At 61.5% G+C, this 21727-nt stretch carries 16 protein-coding genes; 12 read left to right on the forward strand and 4 right to left on the reverse strand.

Features of this window, described 5'->3' with window-relative positions; all coding sequences use genetic code 11:
- The first annotated feature begins 20 nt into the window (after nt 1-20).
- From C5F71_RS15575 to C5F71_RS15620, 9 genes are all read left to right on the forward strand, one after another.
- On the forward strand, nt 21-914 hold the full coding sequence (locus C5F71_RS15575; RefSeq protein ID WP_029299607.1) for a hypothetical protein: 894 nt from the start codon (nt 21-23) through the stop codon (nt 912-914).
- A gap of 18 nt (nt 915-932) precedes the next feature.
- Nucleotides 933-1379, forward strand: a complete 447-nt coding sequence (gene rplI / locus C5F71_RS15580; RefSeq protein ID WP_003171376.1) for a 50S ribosomal protein L9 — start codon at nt 933-935, stop codon at nt 1377-1379.
- Nucleotides 1380-1489: 110 nt separating this feature from the next.
- Nucleotides 1490-2887, forward strand: coding sequence for a replicative DNA helicase (dnaB, locus tag C5F71_RS15585; RefSeq protein WP_017138451.1), 1398 nt, complete (start codon nt 1490-1492; stop codon nt 2885-2887).
- A gap of 218 nt (nt 2888-3105) precedes the next feature.
- Nucleotides 3106-5409: a YgiQ family radical SAM protein gene (locus tag C5F71_RS15595; RefSeq protein ID WP_104911469.1), complete on the forward strand. Its 2304-nt coding sequence runs from the start codon at nt 3106-3108 to the stop codon at nt 5407-5409.
- Between the two features lie 250 nt (nt 5410-5659).
- The gene (locus tag C5F71_RS15600) at nt 5660-6580 is read left to right on the forward strand and encodes an NAD synthetase (RefSeq protein WP_104912630.1); all 921 of its coding nucleotides are present in this window, start codon (nt 5660-5662) and stop codon (nt 6578-6580) included.
- On the forward strand, nt 6577-7035 hold the full coding sequence (locus C5F71_RS15605; RefSeq protein ID WP_104911470.1) for a hypothetical protein: 459 nt from the start codon (nt 6577-6579) through the stop codon (nt 7033-7035). Before C5F71_RS15600 ends, C5F71_RS15605 begins: the two co-directional genes overlap by 4 nt.
- A gap of 237 nt (nt 7036-7272) precedes the next feature.
- Nucleotides 7273-10557, forward strand: coding sequence for a DUF2126 domain-containing protein (locus C5F71_RS15610; protein WP_104911471.1), 3285 nt, complete (start codon nt 7273-7275; stop codon nt 10555-10557).
- 97 nt (nt 10558-10654) lie between these two features.
- Nucleotides 10655-13141 (forward strand): circularly permuted type 2 ATP-grasp protein, encoded by a 2487-nt coding sequence (locus C5F71_RS15615; protein ID WP_104911472.1) that lies wholly within the window; start codon nt 10655-10657, stop codon nt 13139-13141.
- Nucleotides 13141-14031 carry a transglutaminase family protein gene (locus C5F71_RS15620; protein WP_104911473.1) on the forward strand — a complete coding sequence of 297 codons (891 nt, stop codon included), beginning with the start codon at nt 13141-13143 and terminating at the stop codon, nt 14029-14031. The genes C5F71_RS15615 and C5F71_RS15620 overlap by 1 nt, the downstream gene beginning before the upstream one ends.
- 155 nt (nt 14032-14186) lie before the next feature.
- On the opposite strand, the gene C5F71_RS15625 is transcribed toward C5F71_RS15620, so the two are convergent.
- On the reverse strand, nt 14187-14375 hold the full coding sequence (locus tag C5F71_RS15625) for a hypothetical protein (RefSeq protein WP_070996421.1): 189 nt from the start codon (nt 14373-14375) through the stop codon (nt 14187-14189).
- Nucleotides 14376-14757: 382 nt separating this feature from the next.
- Here C5F71_RS15625 and azu point away from each other — a divergent pair, with 382 nt between their 5' ends.
- Nucleotides 14758-15204: an azurin gene (azu, locus tag C5F71_RS15630; protein WP_104911474.1), complete on the forward strand. Its 447-nt coding sequence runs from the start codon at nt 14758-14760 to the stop codon at nt 15202-15204.
- A 133-nt stretch (nt 15205-15337) separates the two neighbouring features.
- Here the strand turns inward: azu and nadE are convergent, their stop codons facing one another.
- The 3 genes from nadE to C5F71_RS15645 form a co-directional block, all read right to left on the reverse strand.
- Nucleotides 15338-16165 carry an ammonia-dependent NAD(+) synthetase gene (gene nadE / locus C5F71_RS15635; RefSeq protein ID WP_029300518.1) on the reverse strand — a complete coding sequence of 276 codons (828 nt, stop codon included), beginning with the start codon at nt 16163-16165 and terminating at the stop codon, nt 15338-15340.
- Between the two features lie 3 nt (nt 16166-16168).
- A complete protein-coding gene (gene pncB, locus C5F71_RS15640) occupies nt 16169-17383 on the reverse strand; it encodes a nicotinate phosphoribosyltransferase (RefSeq protein ID WP_029300515.1) in 1215 nt (404 codons plus the stop codon).
- 148 nt (nt 17384-17531) lie between these two features.
- Nucleotides 17532-18422, reverse strand: a complete 891-nt coding sequence (locus C5F71_RS15645; RefSeq protein ID WP_104911475.1) for a LysR family transcriptional regulator — start codon at nt 18420-18422, stop codon at nt 17532-17534.
- 149 nt (nt 18423-18571) lie between these two features.
- Between C5F71_RS15645 and C5F71_RS15650 the strand changes: the two genes are divergently transcribed.
- Entirely contained in the window at nt 18572-20062 is a 1491-nt protein-coding gene (locus C5F71_RS15650; RefSeq protein WP_029300511.1) for an aldehyde dehydrogenase family protein, read from the forward strand.
- A 149-nt stretch (nt 20063-20211) separates the two neighbouring features.
- Entirely contained in the window at nt 20212-21495 is a 1284-nt protein-coding gene (locus tag C5F71_RS15655) for an FAD-binding oxidoreductase (protein ID WP_104911476.1), read from the forward strand.
- Nucleotides 21496-21727 lie beyond the last annotated feature (232 nt).

The raw sequence follows: 21727 nt of genomic DNA on the forward strand, positions 1-21727 counted from the left end.
AGTAGTAAGGGATTGAATGCATGCGCGCCTTAGCTGAGTTCATCATGCGCGGTCGTGTGCAGGCCACTCTGGTAGTGGCTGGATGTGCAGCGTTGCCGTTGTTGTATTGGTTGGGTGCTGCCGCAGGAAGCCTTGTGCTGCTGCGGCGCGGTTTGAAGGACGCCTTGGGCGTCCTTGCCCTGGGGTTGCTGCCGGCCTTGATCTGGTGGCTGCAATTCGACGATCCACGGGTACTTCTGGTACTGCTGGGGTCTTCGAGCCTTGCGTTGGTTCTGCGCGCAAGTGAGTCCTGGGTCCGTACGCTGCTGGTCAGCGTGGCATTGGGAGTGGTGTATTCAGTGGTGCTTGGCGCGGCTTTCCGCCCGCAAATCGAGGCGCTGTCGCAGGAGTTGGTAAAAATCCTGCCACTGGCCCTCGGGGATCTCTACCAGCAATTGTCGGTAGATGAGCGAGCGCGCATGGCCACACTGATTGCTCCGGTCCTTACCGGCCTGATAGCGGCACTGTTGCAGATCGTCAGTGTGCTGAGCCTGATTCTTGGGCGCTACTGGCAGGCGTTGTTGTATAACCCGGGTGGTTTTGGTCGCGAGTTTCGCAGTATCAGAATCCCCGCAGGCCCAGCGATGTTGCTGCTGGCGTGCATGCTTGTGGGGCCGAACTTCGGCCCGCAAATGGCCATGTTGACGCCGTTGTGCAGCGTACCGCTGGTGATTGCCGGGCTGGCCCTGATACACGGGCTGGTGGCGCAAAAGCGCCTGGCCAAGTTCTGGCTGGTGGGGTTGTACGTGACGCTGTTGCTGTTTATGCAACTGATCTATCCGTTACTCGTGGTCTTGGCCATTGTCGACGGCCTGATTGATTTTCGCGGTCGTCTGGCGCCGAAAGACGCCGATAACGCGAACGGTGAAGGTTAAAAGTTAGAGGATTTTCACATGCAACTGATCCTTCTGGAAAAAGTCGCCAACCTGGGCAACCTGGGCGACAAAGTAAACGTTAAGGCCGGCTACGGTCGTAACTACCTGCTGCCATACGGCAAAGCCACCGCTGCAACCGCTGCCAACCTGGCCGCGTTTGAAGAGCGTCGCGCTGAGCTGGAAAAAGCCGCAGCAGACAAAAAAGCTTCGGCTGAAACCCGTGCTGCCCAACTGGCCGAGCTGGAAGTGACTATCACTGCCACCGCTGGCGACGAAGGCAAGCTGTTCGGTTCGATCGGTACTCACGACATCGCTGACGCACTGACCGCCTCCGGCGTTGAAGTGCAGAAGAGCGAAGTTCGTCTGCCGAACGGCACCATCCGCAACGTAGGCGAATTCGACGTAGCCGTGCACCTGCACGCTGAAGTTGAAGCCACCGTACGCGTTGTCGTGGTAGCAGCTTAAGAAGCACCTAACTGACTGGCACCTCGCGTGTCAGCCAGTTAACATCGGGCACGATCCTGTTTACAGGTCGTGCCTTTTGTTTTTCTACACACCCCTAATTCCAAGTGGCCATGAACGATATTTCAGCTCCTGAGCAATACGATCTGCAAACCGCTGCCCTGAAGGTGCCGCCGCATTCCATCGAGGCCGAACAGGCCGTGCTCGGTGGCTTGATGCTGGACAACAACGCCTGGGAACGCGTGCTCGATCAAGTCTCGGACGGTGACTTCTATCGCCATGACCACCGCCTGATCTTCCGCGCCATTGCCAAGCTGGCCGACCAGAACTCACCGATCGACGTGGTGACCCTGGCCGAGCAACTGGACAAGGAAGGCCAGACTTCACAAGTTGGCGGCCTCGGTTACCTGGGCGAGCTGGCGAAAAACACGCCATCCGTCGCCAACATCAAGGCCTACGCCCAAATCGTGCGCGAGCGGGCAACCCTGCGCCAGTTGATCGGCATCAGCACCGAAATCGCCGACAGCGCCTTCAACCCCGAAGGCCGCACTGCCGCCGAGATCCTCGACGAAGCCGAACGGCAGATCTTCCAGATCGCCGAAGCCCGCCCGAAAACCGGCGGCCCGGTCAGCGTCAACGACCTGTTGACCAAGGCTATCGACCGTATCGACACCTTGTTCAACACCGACAACGCCATCACCGGTATCTCCACCGGCTACACCGACCTCGACGAGAAGACCAGCGGCCTGCAGCCGTCCGACCTGATCATCGTCGCCGGCCGTCCATCCATGGGTAAGACCACCTTTGCGATGAACCTGGTGGAAAACGCCGTGTTGCGCAGCGACAAGGCCGTACTGGTGTACTCCCTGGAGATGCCAGGCGAATCGCTGATCATGCGTATGCTTTCCTCGCTGGGTCGGATCGACCAGACCAAAGTGCGTGCCGGTCGCCTGGAAGACGACGATTGGCCGCGCCTGACCTCGGCGGTCAATCTGCTCAATGACCGCAAGCTGTTCATCGACGACACCGCCGGTATCAGCCCCTCCGAGATGCGTGCGCGTACCCGGCGCCTGGTGCGTGAGCACGGCGACATCGCCCTGATCATGATCGACTACCTGCAGTTGATGCAGATCCCTGGCTCCAGCGGTGATAACCGTACCAACGAGATTTCCGAAATCTCTCGGTCCCTCAAAGCCCTGGCCAAGGAATTCAACTGCCCGGTGGTGGCCCTGTCCCAGCTCAACCGTTCCTTGGAACAACGCCCGAACAAGCGCCCGGTGAACTCCGACTTGCGGGAATCCGGAGCGATCGAGCAGGATGCCGACGTGATCATGTTCGTGTACCGCGACGAGGTGTATCACCCCGAGACGGAGCACAAGGGCATTGCCGAAATCATCATCGGCAAGCAGCGTAACGGGCCGATCGGCTTTATCCGCCTGGCCTTCATCGGCAAATACACGCGCTTCGAAAACCTGGCGCCGGGCAGTTATAACTTCGACGACGACGAATAAGCGCCCTCCAATGTGGGAGCGGGCTTGCTCGCGAAGGCGGTGTGTCAGTCAATATATCGACTGACTGATCCGCCGCTTTCGCGAGCAAGCCCGCTCCCACATTGCAAAGCATTCACAATTCAGGGCACTCCACAATTCCGACCATTACCGTCGGAATTGGTCAAAATTTGTGCTATATTCCGCGCCCGCGATTTTTCATCTCAACACCGGTCACCGTCATGCAAACAGCCAAGCCGTTATTTGACTATCCCAAGTACTGGGCCGAATGTTTCGGTCCAGCGCCATTCCTGCCCATGAGCAGGGAGGAGATGGATCAGCTCGGCTGGGATTCATGCGACATCATCATCGTCACCGGTGATGCCTACGTTGACCATCCGTCGTTCGGCATGGCAATCATCGGCCGGCTGCTGGAGTCCCAGGGCTTCCGCGTCGGGATCATTGCCCAGCCCAACTGGCAGTCCAAAGACGATTTCATGAAGCTCGGCGAGCCGAACCTGTTCTTCGGCGTCGCGGCCGGCAACATGGACTCGATGATCAACCGCTACACCGCCGACAAGAAAATCCGTTCCGACGACGCCTACACCCCTGGCGGCATGGCCGGCAAACGCCCGGACCGCGCGAGCCTGGTGTACAGCCAGCGCTGCAAGGAAGCCTACAAGAACGTGCCGATCGTACTCGGCGGTATCGAAGCTTCCCTGCGTCGCATCGCCCACTACGACTACTGGCAGGACCGGGTGCGTAACTCGATCCTGATCGATGCCACCGCCGACATCCTGCTGTACGGCAACGCCGAGCGGGCCATCGTCGAGGTTGCCCAGCGCCTGTCGTGGGGCCACAAGATCGAGGACATCACCGATGTGCGCGGCACCGCGTTCATTCGCCGTGACACGCCAGCCGGCTGGTACGAAGTGGACTCCACCCGTATCGACCGCCCGGGCAAGGTCGACAAGATCATCAACCCGTACGTGAATACCCAGGACACCCAGGCCTGCGCCATCGAGCAGGAAAAGGGCCCGGTTGAAGATCCGGAAGAAGCCAAGGTCGTACAGATCCTGGCCAGCCCGCGCATGACCCGCGACAAGACCGTGATCCGCCTGCCTTCCGTAGAGAAAGTGCGTGGCGACGCGGTGCTGTATGCCCACGCCAACCGCGTGTTGCACCTGGAAACCAACCCAGGCAACGCCCGCGCCCTGGTGCAGAAGCATGGCGAAGTAGACGTGTGGTTCAACCCGCCGCCCATTCCCATGACCACCGAAGAAATGGACTACGTGTTTGGCATGCCTTACGCACGTGTCCCGCATCCTGTGTACGGCAAGGAGAAGATCCCGGCCTACGACATGATCCGCTTCTCGGTGAACATCATGCGTGGCTGCTTCGGCGGCTGCACCTTCTGCTCGATCACCGAGCACGAAGGCCGGATCATCCAGAACCGTTCCGAAGAGTCGATCATTCGCGAGATCGAAGAGATCCGCGACAAGGTCCCGGGCTTTACCGGGGTGATTTCCGACCTCGGCGGCCCTACCGCGAACATGTACCGCATCGCCTGCAAGAGCCCGGAAATCGAATCCGCGTGCCGCAAGCCATCGTGCGTGTTCCCCGGCATCTGCCCGAACCTGAACACCGACCACTCCTCCTTGATCCAGCTGTACCGCAGCGCCCGTGCATTGCCGGGTGTGAAGAAGATTTTGATCGCTTCCGGCCTGCGCTACGACCTGGCTGTCGAGTCGCCGGAGTACGTCAAGGAACTGGTGACCCACCACGTCGGTGGTTACCTGAAGATCGCCCCGGAACACACCGAGGAAGGTCCGCTCAACCAGATGATGAAACCGGGCATCGGCAGCTATGACAAGTTCAAGCGCATGTTCGAGAAGTACACCAAGGAAGCGGGCAAGGAACAGTACCTGATCCCGTATTTCATCGCGGCCCACCCGGGCACCACCGATGAAGACATGATGAACCTGGCCCTGTGGCTCAAGGGCAATGGCTTCCGCGCCGACCAGGTGCAGGCGTTCTACCCCTCGCCAATGGCCACCGCCACCGCGATGTACCACTCGGGCAAGAACCCGCTGCGCAAGGTCACCTACAAGAGCGACGCGGTGACCATCGTCAAGAGCGAAGACCAGCGCCGCCTGCACAAGGCGTTCTTGCGCTACCACGACCCGAAGGGCTGGCCGATGCTGCGTGAAGCATTGACCCGCATGGGCCGCGCCGACTTGATCGGGTCGGGCAAGGACCAGTTGATCCCGTTGCACCAGCCGTCCACCGACAGCTACCAGAGTGCCCGTCGCAAGAACTCGACGCCGGTGGGCAGCCATAAGGTCGCCAAGGAAACCGCCACCAGGATCCTCACCCAGCACACCGGCCTGCCACCTCGCGGCAGCGACGGCAGCAACCCGTGGGACAAGCGCGAACAAGCCAAGGCCGCGGCCCAGGCACGTAACAAACAGGCGGCCAAGGAGCGCGCTGATGCGGCGAAGGGCAAGGGCGGCAAGCCTGCGCGCAAGCCGGTCGTACCGCGTTGATCGCAGCCTGAACATGCAAAACGCCAGCCTCGTGCTGGCGTTTTGCTTTCTAGCGGGTGGGGAACCTGTTTGTTAAGGTGGCGCCCGTTAAGCCGCCATACCTGTAGGAGCGAGCTTGCTCGCGAAAAACGTCAACGATAACGCGAGCTGCCTGGACAAACGCGGCGCTTGTGAGTTTCTCGCGAGCAAGCTCGCTCTTACAGAAATGAGGCCTCTGCGGTCACTCGAACCCTTCAAGGAAGAACACCCCATGAGCAACCCCCTGCTCAACATCGGCATGGACTCCAACCGCTCCCAGTTCATGGCGCGCCAGCGCATCGAAAGCCAGATCAACCTCCCCCGCCTGTTCGCCGCCATCGACGCCGACCCCGGCATCGTCGGCGCGGGGGTGGTGTATATCGACGCTGACTTCAATGTCATTACCCTGCGCGAGTTCAAGCCGATCTGCAGCATCAAGCCCAAGCGCATCATTTTGCGTGAGGCGCAGAGGTACATCGCGCCGACGCAGTTTGCCCAACATGTCGTGAGCAATCCTCGAGAATCCCGACTGATTGGCGAAGCCGTAAATACCGGAGTCTCCTGCTTGGGGGCTGTCATCAGTTGGGCTGCGATCGCCAGTGGAACAATTCTGGTGCCTTTCAGTGGCGGTGCCAGTTCCGTCATCGTTGTGGTGGGATATGCGGCTGCCGGTGCAAGTTCGCTTCAGTGTTTCAACGGCATTGCTCGAACAGCGCTGGAGGTCGCCAAGCCTGAGGTAAAGGATTGGCTCGACAGTGAGGGCTGGTACCAGAATGCTTCCATTGTGCTGGACGCAGTATCACTGGCAGGCGTGGGCGCTTCGGCCCTGACGACGGTCAAGCTGGTCAGGGCCGCCAAAGCATCGACGGGCAAGAGTCTGCGTGACGTGCTTCGCGGGTTGAATCGCCAGGAAAGAGCCAAGCTCACGAAAGAGCTACTCAGCATCAACCATCCCAGCTTGACTGCGAAGATGCTCAAATTGAAGCAGGCGTCGGGTGAACTCACCAAGCGTTTCACCCCTACGCAGCTCAAGCACAGCACCACTACCCAGATCAAGGATGTCCTGGGCGCAAGCGTAGGGTTTGGCGGGAGTGCGTACTCCGGAAACGTCAATACCATCGCGATAGGGCTGTACGAGGAAATAAACGAATGAACCAGCTAATGACGTTGCGAGACTTTTTTAGGCAATACTTTCTGACGTTTATGGGTGGCGTATTCGCTGCGTATTTTTCGTTGGCGCTGGCTGTGGCGCTGGCGTTCGTCACTTATTTTCGTGATGTGCCGCTGGCTCAAGTGGGGCTCAAGATCATGTTGGTCGGGGCGCTGCTCATTCTGTTGACGGTCCATAGCAACTTTATGATTTTGCGGGGCCGACCCTCCTGGGTGTGGGTGATGGTCGGTATCTACCTCGCCTGTCTGGTGTTTGTAGTTCCAATGGTTCAGTACCAGCCTCATAAAGGTCTCTACGGGTTGGCGCTGTTATTCCCACTCCTTGGATTACTGACACTTAACAGCAACGTCCAACGAGAGATGCGTACAAAACTCGTTGGAATCCGTCGCATTCGGCAGTCTGTCAAATCAACCGCTAGATCGAGTAGTCGCATGTGAGGGTGTCGCCTTCGATAACCGGTTTTATCGCAACGCGCAAAAAGCGTTGATTGGGTAGATTCACCACTGCGCCCCGCACTTGCGCCACAAATATGTGCAACCCTCGCACCACGGCGTTCACTCTCGCGCCGTTTTGGTGCTGTACTGCACCGGGTCCCTCGATAAAGCGTAATGACCGCCGCTCTGGCATAAGTCTTGCGCGCTTTGTTTCCATGCCCTGGCTCGCAGGAGGCCGCCGTGTCGATTCATGTCGCGTTGCACCATGTTACGCATTACCGCTACGACCGTGCGGTGGAGCTTGGCCCGCAGATTGTGCGCCTGCGCCCGGCGGCCCATAGCCGCACGCGGATCCTGTCCTATGCGCTGAAGGTGCTGCCCGAGCAGCACTTCATCAATTGGCAGCAAGACCCCCAGGGCAATTACCTGGCGCGCCTGGTGTTCCCGGAAAAAACCGATGAGCTGCGCATCGAAGTCGACCTGGTCGCTGAGATGGCGGTGTTCAATCCGTTCGACTTTTTCCTTGAGCCCTACGCCGAAAAAATCCCTTTCAGCTACGCCGCCGATGAGCAGCGCGAGCTGGCGCCGTACCTGGAAACCCTGCCGCTGACGCCAAAATTTGCCGCGTACCTGGCCGCTATCGACCGTACGCCGCTGCCGGCCGTGGATTTCCTGGTCGGTCTCAACCAGCGCCTGGCGGCGGATATCGGCTACCTGATCCGCATGGAGCCGGGCGTGCAAACCCCGGAATTCACCCTGGAAAACGCCTCCGGCTCGTGTCGCGATTCGGCCTGGCTGCTGGTGCAATTGCTGCGTAACCTGGGCTTGGCGGCGCGATTTGTCTCCGGTTACCTGATCCAGCTCACCGCCGACGTCAAGGCCCTCGACGGCCCGTCTGGCACCGAGGTGGACTTCACCGACCTGCACGCCTGGTGCGAGGTGTATTTGCCCGGCGCCGGCTGGATTGGCCTGGATGCCACCTCCGGGCTGTTCGCCGGTGAAGGCCATATTCCGTTGGCCTGTAGTCCCGATCCATCGTCCGCCGCCCCGATCAGTGGGCTGGTGGAGCCGTGCGAGTGCGAATTCACCCACGAAATGTCCGTGGAGCGCATCTGGGAAGCCCCTCGGGTGACCAAGCCCTACACCGAAGAACAATGGCTGGCGATCCAGGCCCTGGGCCGGCAGATCGATGGCGACCTGCTCAAGGACGATGTGCGCCTGACCATGGGCGGCGAGCCGACGTTTGTTTCCATCGACGACCCCGACGGTGCCGAATGGAACACCGCCGCCCTCGGCCCGGACAAGCGCCGCCTGTCTGCCGAGTTGTTCCAGCGCATGCGTAAGCACTACGCGCCCAAGGGCCTGGTGCATTTCGGCCAGGGCAAGTGGTACCCCGGCGAGCAACTGCCGCGTTGGTCGCTCAATTGCCATTGGCGCCGCGATGGCGTGCCGGTCTGGCACAACGACGCGTTGATTGCCGACGAGCAGCAAGACTACGGCGCCGATGACGTGATGGCCGGGCGCTTCCTGGCGAGCATTGCCGAGCGCCTGAAACTCCCCGCGCGCTATGTATTCCCGGCCTTCGAGGACAATTTTTACTACCTGTGGCGCGAAGGTGCCTTGCCGCAGAACGTCAGTGCCGAGGATTCACGCCTGGAGGATGGGCTGGAGCGCGAACGCCTGCGCAAGGTGTTCAGCCAGGGCCTGGATAAAGTCATCGGCCATGTGCTGCCCCTGGCGCGCACGGCCGCCAACGACCGCTGGCAGAGTGGCCGGTGGTACCTGCGCGACAGCCATTGCCGGCTGGTACCGGGTGATTCGCCGCTGGGCTATCGCTTGCCCCTGGCTTCACAGCCTTGGGTGACGGCGGCAGACTACCCCTTTGTGCATCCGACCGACCCCAATCAGGACCTGCCGGAGCTGCCCTTCACCGCGCCAGCGCCTGGCGAGCCCGCCCCCATCGACGAGCGTGTGCCCAAGGTCGACGAGTCCGCTGACTGGCTGACCCGCACCGCGTTGTGTGCCGAAGCGCGCGGGGGGCGGCTCTACCTGTTCATGCCGCCCCTGGAGCGGGTCGAGGACTACCTGGAACTGGTGGCCGCCATCGAGGCCACCGCCCAGGAACTGCATTGCCCGGTGCTGCTGGAAGGCTACGAGCCGCCGAGCGATCCACGCCTGAGCAACTTCCGCGTCACGCCCGACCCAGGCGTGATCGAAGTCAACGTGCAGCCATCGACAACCTGGGATGAATTGGTGGAACGCACCGAGTTCCTCTATGAGGAAGCCCGGCAAACTCGCCTGACCACCGAAAAATTCATGATCGACGGGCGCCACACCGGCACCGGCGGCGGCAACCACTTCGTGCTGGGCGGCGCCACGCCCAAGGATTCGCCGTTCCTGCGCCGCCCGGACCTGCTGCGCAGCCTGATCAGCTACTGGCACAACCACCCGTCCTTGTCGTACCTGTTTTCCGGGCTGTTTATCGGCCCCACCTCACAGGCGCCACGGGTGGATGAGGCGCGCAACGATGCGTTGTATGAACTGGAAATCGCCTTCGCGCAGATGCCCGCGCCAGGCGAGGAATGCCCACCGTGGCTGGTGGACCGCTTACTGCGCAACCTGCTGATCGACGTGACTGGCAACACCCACCGCGCCGAGTTTTGCATCGACAAGCTCTACTCCCCCGACGGCGCCACCGGCCGCCTGGGTTTGCTGGAGCTGCGCGCCTTTGAGATGCCGCCCCACGCACGCATGAGCCTGACCCAGCAGTTGCTGTTGCGAGCCCTGGTGGCGCGCTTCTGGCGTGAGCCCTACGCGCCGCCAAAGCTGGCGCGCTGGGGCACGGAGCTGCACGACCGGTTCCTGCTGCCGCACTTTATCGAGCAGGATTTTGCCGACGTGATCGTCGAACTCAACGCGGCCGGTTATCCGCTGCGTGCCGAATGGTTTGCCGCACACCTGGAGTTCCGTTTTCCCAAGGTGGGCGACTATGCCGTCAGCGGTATCGAGCTGGAACTGCGCCAGGCCCTGGAGCCCTGGCATGTGCTGGGTGAAGAGGGCGCAGCGGGCGGTACGGTGCGCTATGTGGATTCATCCCTTGAGCGTTTGCAGGTGAAACTCAGCGGCTTGCCACCCCAGCGCTATGTGTTGACCTGCAACGGCGTGGCCGTGCCGCTGCACGCCACCGGCCGGGTGGGCGAGTTCGTCGCGGGCGTACGTTATCGCGCCTGGCAACCGGCCAACTGCCTGCAGCCGACCATTGCGGTGCACGCACCTTTGGTATTCGATCTGCTCGATACGTGGATGCAGCGTTCCCTGGGCGGTTGCCAGTACCACGTGGCCCATCCGGGCGGGCGCAATTACGACAGCCTGCCGGTCAATGCCAATGAAGCGGAGAGCCGGCGCATGGCGCGGTTTTTCCGCTTGGGGCATAGCCCCGGGAAGTTGCCGATACCCCCGGTGGTGATCAACGATGAACTGCCTATGACCCTGGATCTACGGCGTTTTCCCCATAAAAATGACTAAACACAAACCTAAGGTAGGAGCCGGCAAGCCCGCTCCTACAGTAGATTTGCAGTGTTTGTGAGTTAATCTGCCTTCCCTTGCCCCTGCCGAGCGTTCCATGTCCGACTTGCTCGACCGTTACCCGCTGACTGCGGGCACTTATCACGAACTGCTGGACGACAGCGGCGCGGTGCGCGCCCATTGGCAGCGCCTGCTCGACCATCTGCAGCGCAGCACCCCGGCGCAGTTGGCCCAGCGCCAAGCGCTACTGACCCGCCAGATCCAGGAAAACGGCGTGACCTATAACGTCTACGCCGACCCCAAGGGCGCCGACCGCCCCTGGGAGCTGGACTTGCTACCCCACGTATTGGCTGCGGATGAATGGGCGCATTTGGCGGCGGGTATCGCCCAGCGTGCGCGGCTGCTCAACGCGGTGCTGGCCGACCTGTATGGCCCGCAACGCCTGATTGCCGAAGGCTTGCTGCCGGCTGAGCTGGTGTTTGGCCATAACAACTTCCTGTGGCCGTGCCAGGGCATCCAGCCACCCGATGAGGTGTTCCTGCACCTGTATGCGGTGGACCTTGCGCGCACCCCGGATGGCCGCTGGTGGGTCACGGCGGACCGTACCCAGGCGCCATCCGGCGCCGGTTATGCCCTGGAAAACCGCACCATCGTCTCCCGCGCATTCCCGGATTTGTATCGCGACTTGCAGGTGCAGCACCTCACCGGGTTCTTCCGCACCCTGCAGGAAACCCTGGCCCGTCAGGCGCCCGGCGATGACCAGCCGCCGCTGATCGTGCTGCTGACCCCGGGGCGCTTCAATGAAAGCTATTTCGAACACCTGTACCTGGCCCGTCAGCTTGGCTACCCATTGGTAGAAGGCGGCGACCTGACCGTGCGCGACAGCACCGTGTACCTCAAGACCCTCAGTGGTCTGCGCCGTGTGCACGCAATCATGCGGCGCTTGGACGATGATTTCTGCGACCCCCTGGAACTGCGCACCGACTCGGCCCTGGGCGTGCCCGGCCTGCTGGACGCGGTACGCCAGGGCAATGTGCTGGTGGCCAACGCCCTGGGCGCCGGCGTGCTGGAATCGCCTGGGCTGCTGGGGTTCCTGCCCAAGATCAATCAGTTTCTGTTTGGCGAAGAACTGATCCTGCCGTCCATCGCCACCTGGTGGTGCGGCGAAGCGCCGGTGCTGGCCGAAGCCCTGGAAAAACTGCCGGAACTGCTGATCAAGCCGGCGTTCCCTTCGCAAAGTTTTGCCCCGGTGTTTGGCCGCGACCTGAACGATGAGCAACGCCAGGCCCTGGCCGAGCGCATGCTGGCGCGACCCTACGCCTATGTGGCCCAGGAGTTGGCCCAACTGTCCCAGGCGCCGGTCTGGCATACCGTGGATGACCATCTGCAACATCGCGCCATCGGCATGCGCGTGTACGCAGTGGCCGGTGAGGATGGCTACCGGGTGCTGCCGGGTGGCCTGACCCGCGTGGCAGCGCAGGCCGACGCCGAAGTGGTCTCGATGCAGCGTGGCGGGGCGAGCAAGGACACCTGGGTGCTGGGCGAGCGTGCGCCCGGTGGCGAGCAATGGCGCGCGCAGCGGGCGATCGGCACCCATGACCTGGTACGTCGCGACCCGTACCTGCCTTCGCGGGTTGTAGAAAATCTGTTCTGGTTCGGCCGTTACTGTGAGCGCTGTGATGACAGTGCACGCTGGCTGCGCATCGTCCTGGCGCGCTATGTCGACGGTGACGACCCCCTGGCCTTGCAGGCCGCCGTGGAGCTGGGGGAAAGCCTGCGCCTGCTGCCGGAGGAGGGCGAGTTGCCCGAGCGCCTGCTGCAGGCCCTGCTCGGTGATGACTGGCCATCGAGCCTGCGCGCCAACCTGCAGCGTCTGCAGTGGGCGGCGTCCCAGGTGCGCGGCAAGCTGTCCCGGGAGAACTGGCAGGCCCTGGTGGAGTTGCAGCGCGAAGCCATGGAGCTGGAACGCGAGACGCCGGATTTTGGCGAACTGCTGGACTTCCTCAATCGCCTGGTAATGTCCCTGGCGGCCTTGTCCGGCTTTGCCCTCGACGACATGACCCGCGACGAAGGCTGGCGCTTTTTGATGATGGGCCGGCGCATCGAGCGCCTGCAGTTTCTCAGCAGCAGCCTCGCGGCCTTCCTGCGCGGGGTAGCGGTGTTCGATCAGGCCGGGCTGGAGTGGTTGCTGGAACTGGGCAACAGCAGCATCACCTACCGTTCGCGCTACCTGGCGGTGCCGCAATTGATTCCGGTGCTGGACCTGTTGCTGCTGGATGAACAGAACCCCCATGCGGTGCTGTTCCAGCTCAAGCTGGTGAGCCGCACTTTGCGCCGGCTCAACGATGACTTCGGCGTACCCCGGGAGACCGGCCTGGCACCGCTGGTGGAGCGCCTGGCGCGCTTTGACCTGGGTTGCCTGGAGAACCCGTTGTTTGGCGACGCCAGCGTGCGTGCGGCCCTCGATGGCCTGGCGGACCTGTTGCAGGCTGTCGCCGATGAGAGCGGGCAAGTTTCTGATCGCCTGGCCCTGCGCCATTTTGCCCACGTGGATGATGTCAGCCAGCAAACGGTGTCTGTGTAATGAGCGCGCGCTATCAGATTTTCCACGACACCCATTATCACTACGACAGCCCGGTGTCCCTGGCCCAGCAACTGGCGCACCTGTGGCCGCGCCCCTGTGCCTGGCAGCGCTGCACCTCGCACCAGTTGCAGATCAGCCCCGAGCCGACCGCGCGCCGCGATGAGCTGGACGTGTTTGGCAACCCCATCACCCGGCTGGCGTTCGAGCGGCCCCATGATGAATTGCTGGTCAACGCCGGCTTGACCGTCGAAGTACTGGCCCGGCCGGTGCTGGATTTCAGCCAGTCACCGCCCTGGGACCAGACCCGCAACAGCCTGAGCTACAGCGGCCAGCCGTTGTCGGCAGAGGCGATCGAGGCGTGCCGCTATCGTTTCGAATCGCCCTACGTGCATTTGAAGAAAAACTTCGTCGAGTTCTCCGAGAGCTGCTTTGCGCCCGGTCGCCCGCTGTTGTTGGGGGTGCAGGCGTTGATGGAGAAGATTTTCAGCGAGTTCACCTTCGATGCCGAAGCCACCCAGGTCGCCACGCCGCTGGTGGAGGTGCTGGAGCGTCGACGGGGGGTGTGCCAGGACTTTGCCCACCTGATGCTCGCCTGCCTGCGCTCACGGGGCCTGGCGGCACGTTACATCAGTGGCTACCTGCTGACCCAGCCACCGCCCGGCCAGCCACGGCTGATCGGCGCCGATGCGTCGCACGCGTGGGTATCGGTGTTTTGCCCGTGGTCGGGCTGGGTGGATTTTGACCCGACGAACAATGTGCAGCCGGCACTGGAGCACATCACCCTGGCCTGGGGCCGGGATTTTTCAGATGTCTCGCCGTTGCGCGGGGTGATTCTGGGAGGGGGCAGCCATGACCCGGAAGTACGGGTAACGGTGATGCCGCTGGAATAACCGATGGTTCCCGTGTTGTGGCGAGCGGGCTTGTCGGAACGCCGCATCGCCCGCGTTGGGGCGCGAAGCGGCCCCAGAAATGGGACTGCTGCGCAGTCCAACGCGGGGCGAGCCCGCTCGCCACATACAGGTCAGGTATTCATTGAGGCGGGTGTTCAGGCCTCAGGTGCAGGGTCTTTCGGGGTTTCAGTGTCATCAGCAGCCACTTCACCTTCTGCATCCGGGTTCAGTGCGCCTGCTTCTTCGTCAGCTGCAGCTTTCTTGCGTTGCAGCTTTTCCTCTTTCTTCTGTTCCTTGGCCAAGTCTCTCTGACGTTTGGCGAAGGAGTAATTAGGTTTTGCCATGGGCGATCCTCTGGGGTCGAAGGTGAGGTTGAGCGGCGGCTATTCTGCCTTTAAACGCGCCCCAAGGGTTAATCGGGTTTCAGAATCGCCTCTACCGATTAAACGTTAGTCGACATTAACCGTTTCGTAAGTACCGCTGGCGCCACAGGCGTAAGTGGCAAGCAAGCTGCGCAACAGGCTGTTGAGGTGCATGGCTCGGACTCCAGGAAGTAAAGATGGGCCGATCATAGGTTGTGTGCGGCACTTTGGCCGGTTGATTCTGTCGATCAGTCTGATAGCCTAAAGTTGTATACAATCTGTTGATTCAGATCATTGGAACATTTGCCTGCCTCAGGCACCCTTGTCGCACATGCGTTTTTTAAACCCTGCCTTGGAGATTCACATGTTTGCCAAAATCGTTGCTGTTTCCCTGCTGACGCTGGCTAGCGGCCAGTTGCTTGCTGCAGAGTGCAAGGTCACTGTCGACTCCACTGACCAAATGTCCTTCGACACCAAGGCCATTGAAATCGACAAGAGCTGCAAGACATTCACCGTTGATCTGAAACACTCCGGCAAACTGCCGAAGAACGTCATGGGCCATAACTGGGTGCTGACCACTGAGGCTGATATGCAGCCGGTTGCAACCGAAGGCATGGCCGCCGGTATCGACAAGAACTACTTGAAAGAAGGCGATACCCGCATCATCGCCCATACCAAGATCATCGGCGCTGGTGAAACCGACTCGGTGACCTTCGATGTGTCCAAGCTCAAGGCTGACGGCAAATACATGTTCTTCTGCTCGTTCCCAGGCCACATCGCGATGATGAAAGGCACTGTGACTCTGAAGTAAGGCCACAGACCACGTTATCGTTCATCGCAGGCAAGCCCGCTCCCACATTTTGATTTGTGAATACATTCAAATGTGGGAGCGGGCTTGCCCGCGATAGCGGTCTGACAATCAATACGCAACTATCAGGCTCACCTCACGGCGCAAACGGCATCACCCGCTTGTGCTCAGTCTTGCGATAGGTCTCGCAGATAATCCTGAACGCCTCTTCACGCACCGGTTGGCCGTGCAGGAATGCATCGATCTCGGTATAGGTCACGCCATGGGACGCTTCATCCGGCTTGCCCGGTGACAGGTCTTCCAGGTCGGCGGTCGGGATCTTCTCCACCAGCGACTCAGGCGCACCAAAGTGCCGGGCAATCGCCCGTACCTGGTTTTTCACCAGTCCGCTCAACGGTGCCAGGTCGCAGGCGCCATCGCCGAACTTGGTGAAAAAACCCATTACCGCTTCCGCCGCATGGTCGGTACCGATCACCAGGCCGCTCGCCGCGCCGGCGATGGTGTATTGCGCGACCATGCGCATCCGCGCCTTGGTATTGCCCAGCACAAAGTCACGGGACACCGCCGCCTTGCCTTCGAAGGCCGCCACTTCATTGGCCAGGGCCTTGACCGCCGCGCCGATATTCACCGTGTGGCGCTCGTCGGGGTTGATAAAGTCGACGCTGGCCTGGGCATCGTGTTCGTCGAACTGAGTCTCGTAAGGCAGGCGCACCGCGATAAAACGGTAAGCATCATCGCCTTTGAGGGCGCGCAGCTCTTTCATTGCGCGTTGGGCCAAGAGGCCGGCGGTCAGGGAGTCGACGCCGCCGCTGATGCCGAGCACCAGGGTCTTGAGCCCCGAATTGAGCAGGCAGTCCTGGATAAAGGTGATCCGCCGGGCCACTTCTGCTTCAAGGGCGGCGTGGTCCTGGAACGGTGGTTGGACCTTGAGCTGTTGGGCAATCTCACGCTGTACGGCTTGCATGATTCACTCCTCGCTAGAGATGGCAGGTACTTTGAAAACGTGGCGCAAATAGGCGACGAAGTTCGGATCCGTGCAGTGGGTCTTGCCCGCTTCATCGGAAATCTTCGCCACGGGCTGGCCATTGCAGGCGGTCATTTTAAGCACGATGCTCATCGGTTCCACACCTGGAATGTCACAGGTCAGGTTGGTACCGATGCCAAAGCTGACATTGATCCGTCCACGCAGCGCGCGGAAAATCTCCAGGGCCTTGGGCAGCGTCAGGCTGTCGGAGAACACCAGGGTCTTGCTCATCGGCTCGATGCCCAGCTTATGGTAATGGGCGATGGCTTTTTCGGCCCACTGCACCGGGTCGCCAGAGTCGTGGCGCAGGCCGTCGAACAGCTTGGCGAAGTACAGATCGAAATCGCTGAGGAAGGCATCGGTGGTGATGCAATCGGTCAGGGCGATACCCAGCAGGCCACGGTACTCGCGAACCCAGCAATCGAGTGCGGCGATCTGGCTGTCGATCAGCCGCGGGCCCAGCTGCTGGTGGGCCATGATCCACTCATGGGCCATGGTGCCCAGGGGTTTCATGTCCAGCTCGCGGGCCAGGTGTACGTTGCTGGTGCCGACGAAACGGCCGGGGAAGTCGTGCTTGAGCACATTCACCACTTCCTCCTGCACGCGGTAGGAGAAGCGCCGGCGCGTGCCGAAGTCCGCGACCTGCAACTCGGCCAGCTCGTCGCTGCTGGCGTTGGCGCTCAGCCAGTCGAACTTGCGATACAACTGCTCGCGCGCCTGCTCCAGGATGATGGTCTGGTAGCGATAACGGTTGCGCACTTCGCTGACGATGGCCAGCAGTGGTACTTCAAACAGGATCACATGCAGCCACGGGCCGCGCAGGCGGATAAACAACTCGCCGTTCTCGATGCCGGTCTGCACGTAGCGCAGGTTGAAGCGGAACAGGCCGAGGAAGCGCAGGAAGTCCGGCTTCATGAAGCTGATGCGTTCCAGAAAGCCCAGTTGATCCGGGCTCAGGCTCAACTCGGCCAGGCGCTCGATCTGGTAACGGATTTCTGCCAGATACGGGCGCAGGTCTTCGCTGTTACGGCAACGGAATTCCCATTCAACTTCCACATTGGGGTAGTTGTGCAGCACCGCCTGCATCATGGTCAGCTTGTAGAAGTCGGTGTCGAGCAGGTTCTGCACGATGCGATCGGCAAACACACTCTCGCTCATAACGGGAATCTCCAGACAAGAATGGCGCTAGTGGCGCATAGACCTGTGTTGTTTTGCCAGAGGTTTTTTTGTCGTGGCCTCTGGCGTCATCGCAGGCAAGCCAGCTCCCACAGGAGAATGCATTCCAAATGTGGGAGCATTCCAGGGGCTAAACAACCTGCTCCATCATCCACTTCACAAAATCCCGCACCTTGGGCACCTCCGCCGAATGCTCTGGATACGCCAGGTAGTACGCATCCTGGCTGGGCATTGCATGTTGCCAGGGGATCACCAACTTGCCGTCTGCCAGCTCTTCTTCCACCAGGAACCGTGGCAGAAGCGCCACGCCACAGCCCACCTGGGCGGCGCGGATGCACATATAGAAGGTGTCAAAGCGCGGCCCGTGGTAGCTGTGCTCGGTCTGGTAGCCCAGGCTGGCGAACCAGTCGTGCCAGCCCTGGGGGCGCGAGGCGTTTTGCAGCAGCACCAGTTCGCTCAGTTGCGTGGGGTCACGTAACGGCTGGGCCGGCAGGCTCTCGGGAGCGCACACCGGCACCAACTCTTCGCCGAACAACTTGAGGCTCTCGGTGCCCGGTCGCGAGCCTGCGCCGAAGTAAAACGCCAAGTCGGCCTTGCCTTGCAGCAACTCGTCCGGGGTCTGCTCGTTGCACAGGTCCAGGTGAATCTGCGGGTGGCGCAGGCGCCAGCCCTTGAGGCGCGGCACCAGCCAGCGGGCGCCGAAGGTGTAGGGCGTGGACACGCGCAGTACTTCGGTCTCGCCGCCGTAGGAACGCAGGTAGTGGGTCGACATCTCCACCTGGCTCAAGATCTTTCGTACTTCCACCAGGTACAGATCGCCCGCGGGGGTCATCTGCAAGCGGCGGCGCACCCGGCGAAACAACAGGTGTTGCAGCAACTCTTCCAACTGCGCCACCTGCTTGCTGACCGCGCTCTGTGTAAGGTTCAGTTCCTCGGCGGCGCGGGTGAAGCTCAGGTGGCGGGTCACGGCCTCGAAGCACTGCAGGGCGGTGATCGAGGGTAAATGTCTTTTATTGAGCACGGCCTGCCTCTTTTTTGTTTTGGCATGAATAAACGGAATGATATCTCGCCTAAACGTCGTTTGTTGGCAAGTCCTGGGCCAGCTACAAATAAGCGCTGATCGTCGTGTTGGTCGCGGCGCAATTTTTGTGTGGATTGAAGGAGTGACCCATGGTTGCCGCATTGCTTGATCGTCTCGGCGTAGACCCGGCGTTGTACCAGGCCGGTAAACAGCCTGTGCATTCCCCCATCGATGGCAGCCGCATCGCCAGTGTGCACTGGGAAGGGGCCGCCGAGGTCGAACAGCAGGTCAGTCGCGCCGAGCATGCATTCGACGCCTGGCGCAAGGTGCCGGCACCCCGTCGCGGTGAGCTGGTGCGCCAGTTCGGCGACCTGCTGCGTGAGTACAAGGCCGACCTGGGCGAGTTGGTGTCTTGGGAAGCCGGCAAAATCACCCAGGAAGGCCTGGGGGAAGTACAGGAAATGATCGACATCTGCGACTTCGCCGTGGGCCTGTCGCGCCAGTTGTACGGGTTGACCATCGCCTCCGAGCGCCCTGGCCACCATATGCGGGAAACCTGGCACCCGCTGGGCGTGGTCGGCGTGATCAGCGCCTTCAACTTCCCGGTGGCGGTGTGGGCATGGAACACCGCGCTGGCGCTGGTGTGCGGCAACGCGGTGATCTGGAAGCCTTCGGAAAAGACCCCGCTCACCGCCCTGGCCTGCCAGGCGCTGTTCGAGCGGGTGGCGAAAAACTTCAGCGATGCACCGCCGTACCTCTGCCAGGTGGTCATTGGCGGGCGTGACGCCGGCGCCGCCCTGGTGGACGACCCACGTGTGGCACTGATCAGCGCCACCGGCAGCACGCGCATGGGCCGCGAAGTGGCGCCCAAGGTCGCCGCGCGGTTTGCCCGCAGCATTCTTGAACTGGGCGGCAACAACGCGATGATCCTCGGCCCCAGCGCCGACCTGGACATGGCCGTGCGCGCCATCCTGTTCAGCGCGGTGGGTACCGCCGGCCAGCGTTGCACCAGCCTGCGCCGGTTGATCGCCCATGAGTCGGTCAAGGAAGAAATCGTCACGCGCCTCAAGGCCGCCTATTCCAAGGTGCGCATCGGCCACCCGCTGCAAGGCAACCTGGTCGGCCCGCTGATCGACAAACACAGCTTTGAAAACATGCAGGACGCGTTGGAGCAGGCCCTGAGCGAAGGTGGCAAGGTGTTTGGCGGCAAGCGTCAGTTGCAGGAGCAGTTCCCTGACGCGTACTACGTGTCGCCGGCCATTGTGGAAATGCCCGAGCAGAGCGATGTGGTGTGCAACGAAACGTTCGCGCCGATCCTGTATGTGGTCGGCTACAAGGACTTCAGCGAGGCGCTGCGCCTGAACAACGCAGTGCCGCAGGGCTTGTCGTCGTGCATCTTTACCACCGATGTGCGCGAGGCCGAGCAGTTCATGTCGGCGATAGGCAGTGATTGCGGGATCGCCAACGTCAATATCGGCCCCAGCGGTGCGGAGATCGGCGGCGCGTTTGGCGGTGAAAAAGAAACCGGTGGCGGGCGTGAATCGGGTTCGGATGCGTGGCGCGGGTACATGCGCCGGCAGACCAATACCGTGAACTATTCGCTGGAATTGCCGCTGGCCCAGGGCATTACCTTCGACTGAGCCAGCCGAAATGCGGTCAATGTGGGAGCTGGCTTGCCTGCGATGGCGATGGCGAATCCAATACCGCTATCGCAGGCAAGCCCGCTCCCACAGTTGATCGGGTTTGCAGTTCAACAATTGTTTGTTAGGTCTCATCCCGGAGTCTGGCAATGCCATTACGCGAAGCGTGTTTGTGGGAACAACTGACCCCTGGCCGGCCAGATCGCGCCGCACTCACGGGCGAGGTCAAGGTGGATGTGTGTGTGATTGGCGCCGGTATCACCGGTTTGTCGGCGGCCATCCATCTGCTGGAGCAAGGCAAAAGTGTCTGCGTGCTGGAGGCCCATCGCACCGGCCATGGCGGTTCGGGGCGTAACGTGGGCCTGGTCAACGCCGGGATGTGGATCCCTCCGGACGACATCGAGGCCGGTTTCGGCACGGCGGTGGGCAGCCAGCTCATCCGCATGCTCGGTGCGGCGCCGTCCCTGGTGTTCAGCCTGATCGACAAGTACAGAATTGATTGCCAGCTGCGCCGCGAGGGCACATTGCACATGGCGCACAACGCCCGTGGCGAGGCCGACCTGCGCAGCCGCGAGGAACAATGGAAGCGCCGTGGCGCGCCCGTGGAGTTATTGACCGGTGCTGCGTGCGAGCAGGCCACCGGCACCAAGAAGATCGCTGCCGCCTTGCTCGACCGGCGCGCCGGCACCTTGAACCCGATGGCCTACACCAGTGGCCTGGCCAATGCGGCGGTGGGCCTGGGCGGGCAGTTGTTCGACCATTCCCCGGTGACGCAACTGGAGCGCCAGGGCCAGCACTGGTCTGTGCAAACTGCCCAGGGCGCGGTGCAGGCTGCACAAGTGGTGATCGCCTCCAATGCCTACACCGAAGGCGAGTGGACCGAGCTGCGGCGCAATTTTTTCCCTGGCTATTACTACCAAGTGGCTTCGGCGCCATTGAGCGATGACGCTGCGCAACAAATCCTGCCGGGCGGCCAGGGTTCCTGGGACACACGCCAAGTGCTGAGCAGCATCCGCCGCGATGCCGAGGGCCGTTTGTTGCTCGGCAGCCTGGGCAATGGCAACCAGAAACCTGTGTGGTTCCTCAAGGCCTGGGCTGACCGCGTGCAGCAGCACTACTTCCCGTTCCTCAAGGCGGTGGACTGGGAATACACCTGGACCGGCTGCATCGCCTTTACCCCAGACCACTTGATGCGGCTTTTCGAGCCAGCGCCCGGCTTGGTGGCGGTCACTGGCTACAACGGGCGTGGCGTGACCACGGGCAGCGTGGTCGGCAAGGCATTTGCCGACTATTTGTGCCACCAGGATCCCCAGGCCTTGCCGATTCCGTTTGCGCCGATGCAGCCGCTGGCCGGTGTAGGCCTGCGCAGTTGCCTGTACGAGGCGGGGTTTTCGCTGTACCACGCCGGCCAATGCCTGCGAATTGTCATCTGATCAGCGAAATACCCTTCAGAAGCCGGCATTTTCTTAGCCGGCTACTAATCTGTATTGGTGCGAGTCGTAGCAGTGACGCACTGTAAATGTGCACTTCCGTTACGCACATGGTTACAGATGCTCTAAGGCGCGCTTGATGGCTGGCTGACATCAGTTCATCGAGCGGGTTTTACCTTTTTTGCACCTTGGTTGCACCTCTGTGATCTAGAGGGTTGCACGTCCCGCCAAAAAG

This window comes from Pseudomonas sp. LG1D9 (assembly GCF_002949995.1).
In the GTDB taxonomy this organism is placed as follows: domain Bacteria; phylum Pseudomonadota; class Gammaproteobacteria; order Pseudomonadales; family Pseudomonadaceae; genus Aquipseudomonas; species Aquipseudomonas proteolytica.

Bases quoted from the DNA above. Each gene is read 5' to 3' on its own strand.
- C5F71_RS15575 (WP_029299607.1), top strand. From the start codon at position 21: ATGCGCGCCTTAGCTGAGTTCATCATGCGCGGTCGTGTGCAGGCCACT.
- rplI (WP_003171376.1), top strand. From the start codon at position 933: ATGCAACTGATCCTTCTGGAAAAAGTCGCCAACCTGGGCAACCTGGGC.
- dnaB (WP_017138451.1), top strand. From the start codon at position 1,490: ATGAACGATATTTCAGCTCCTGAGCAATACGATCTGCAAACCGCTGCC.
- C5F71_RS15595 (WP_104911469.1), top strand. From the start codon at position 3,106: ATGCAAACAGCCAAGCCGTTATTTGACTATCCCAAGTACTGGGCCGAA.
- C5F71_RS15600 (WP_104912630.1), top strand. From the start codon at position 5,660: ATGAGCAACCCCCTGCTCAACATCGGCATGGACTCCAACCGCTCCCAG.
- C5F71_RS15605 (WP_104911470.1), top strand. From the start codon at position 6,577: ATGAACCAGCTAATGACGTTGCGAGACTTTTTTAGGCAATACTTTCTG.
- C5F71_RS15615 (WP_104911472.1), top strand. From the start codon at position 10,655: ATGTCCGACTTGCTCGACCGTTACCCGCTGACTGCGGGCACTTATCAC.
- C5F71_RS15620 (WP_104911473.1), top strand. From the start codon at position 13,141: ATGAGCGCGCGCTATCAGATTTTCCACGACACCCATTATCACTACGAC.
- C5F71_RS15625 (WP_070996421.1), bottom strand. From the start codon at position 14,375: ATGGCAAAACCTAATTACTCCTTCGCCAAACGTCAGAGAGACTTGGCC.
- azu (WP_104911474.1), top strand. From the start codon at position 14,758: ATGTTTGCCAAAATCGTTGCTGTTTCCCTGCTGACGCTGGCTAGCGGC.
- nadE (WP_029300518.1), bottom strand. From the start codon at position 16,165: ATGCAAGCCGTACAGCGTGAGATTGCCCAACAGCTCAAGGTCCAACCA.
- pncB (WP_029300515.1), bottom strand. From the start codon at position 17,383: ATGAGCGAGAGTGTGTTTGCCGATCGCATCGTGCAGAACCTGCTCGAC.
- C5F71_RS15650 (WP_029300511.1), top strand. From the start codon at position 18,572: ATGGTTGCCGCATTGCTTGATCGTCTCGGCGTAGACCCGGCGTTGTAC.
- C5F71_RS15655 (WP_104911476.1), top strand. From the start codon at position 20,212: ATGCCATTACGCGAAGCGTGTTTGTGGGAACAACTGACCCCTGGCCGG.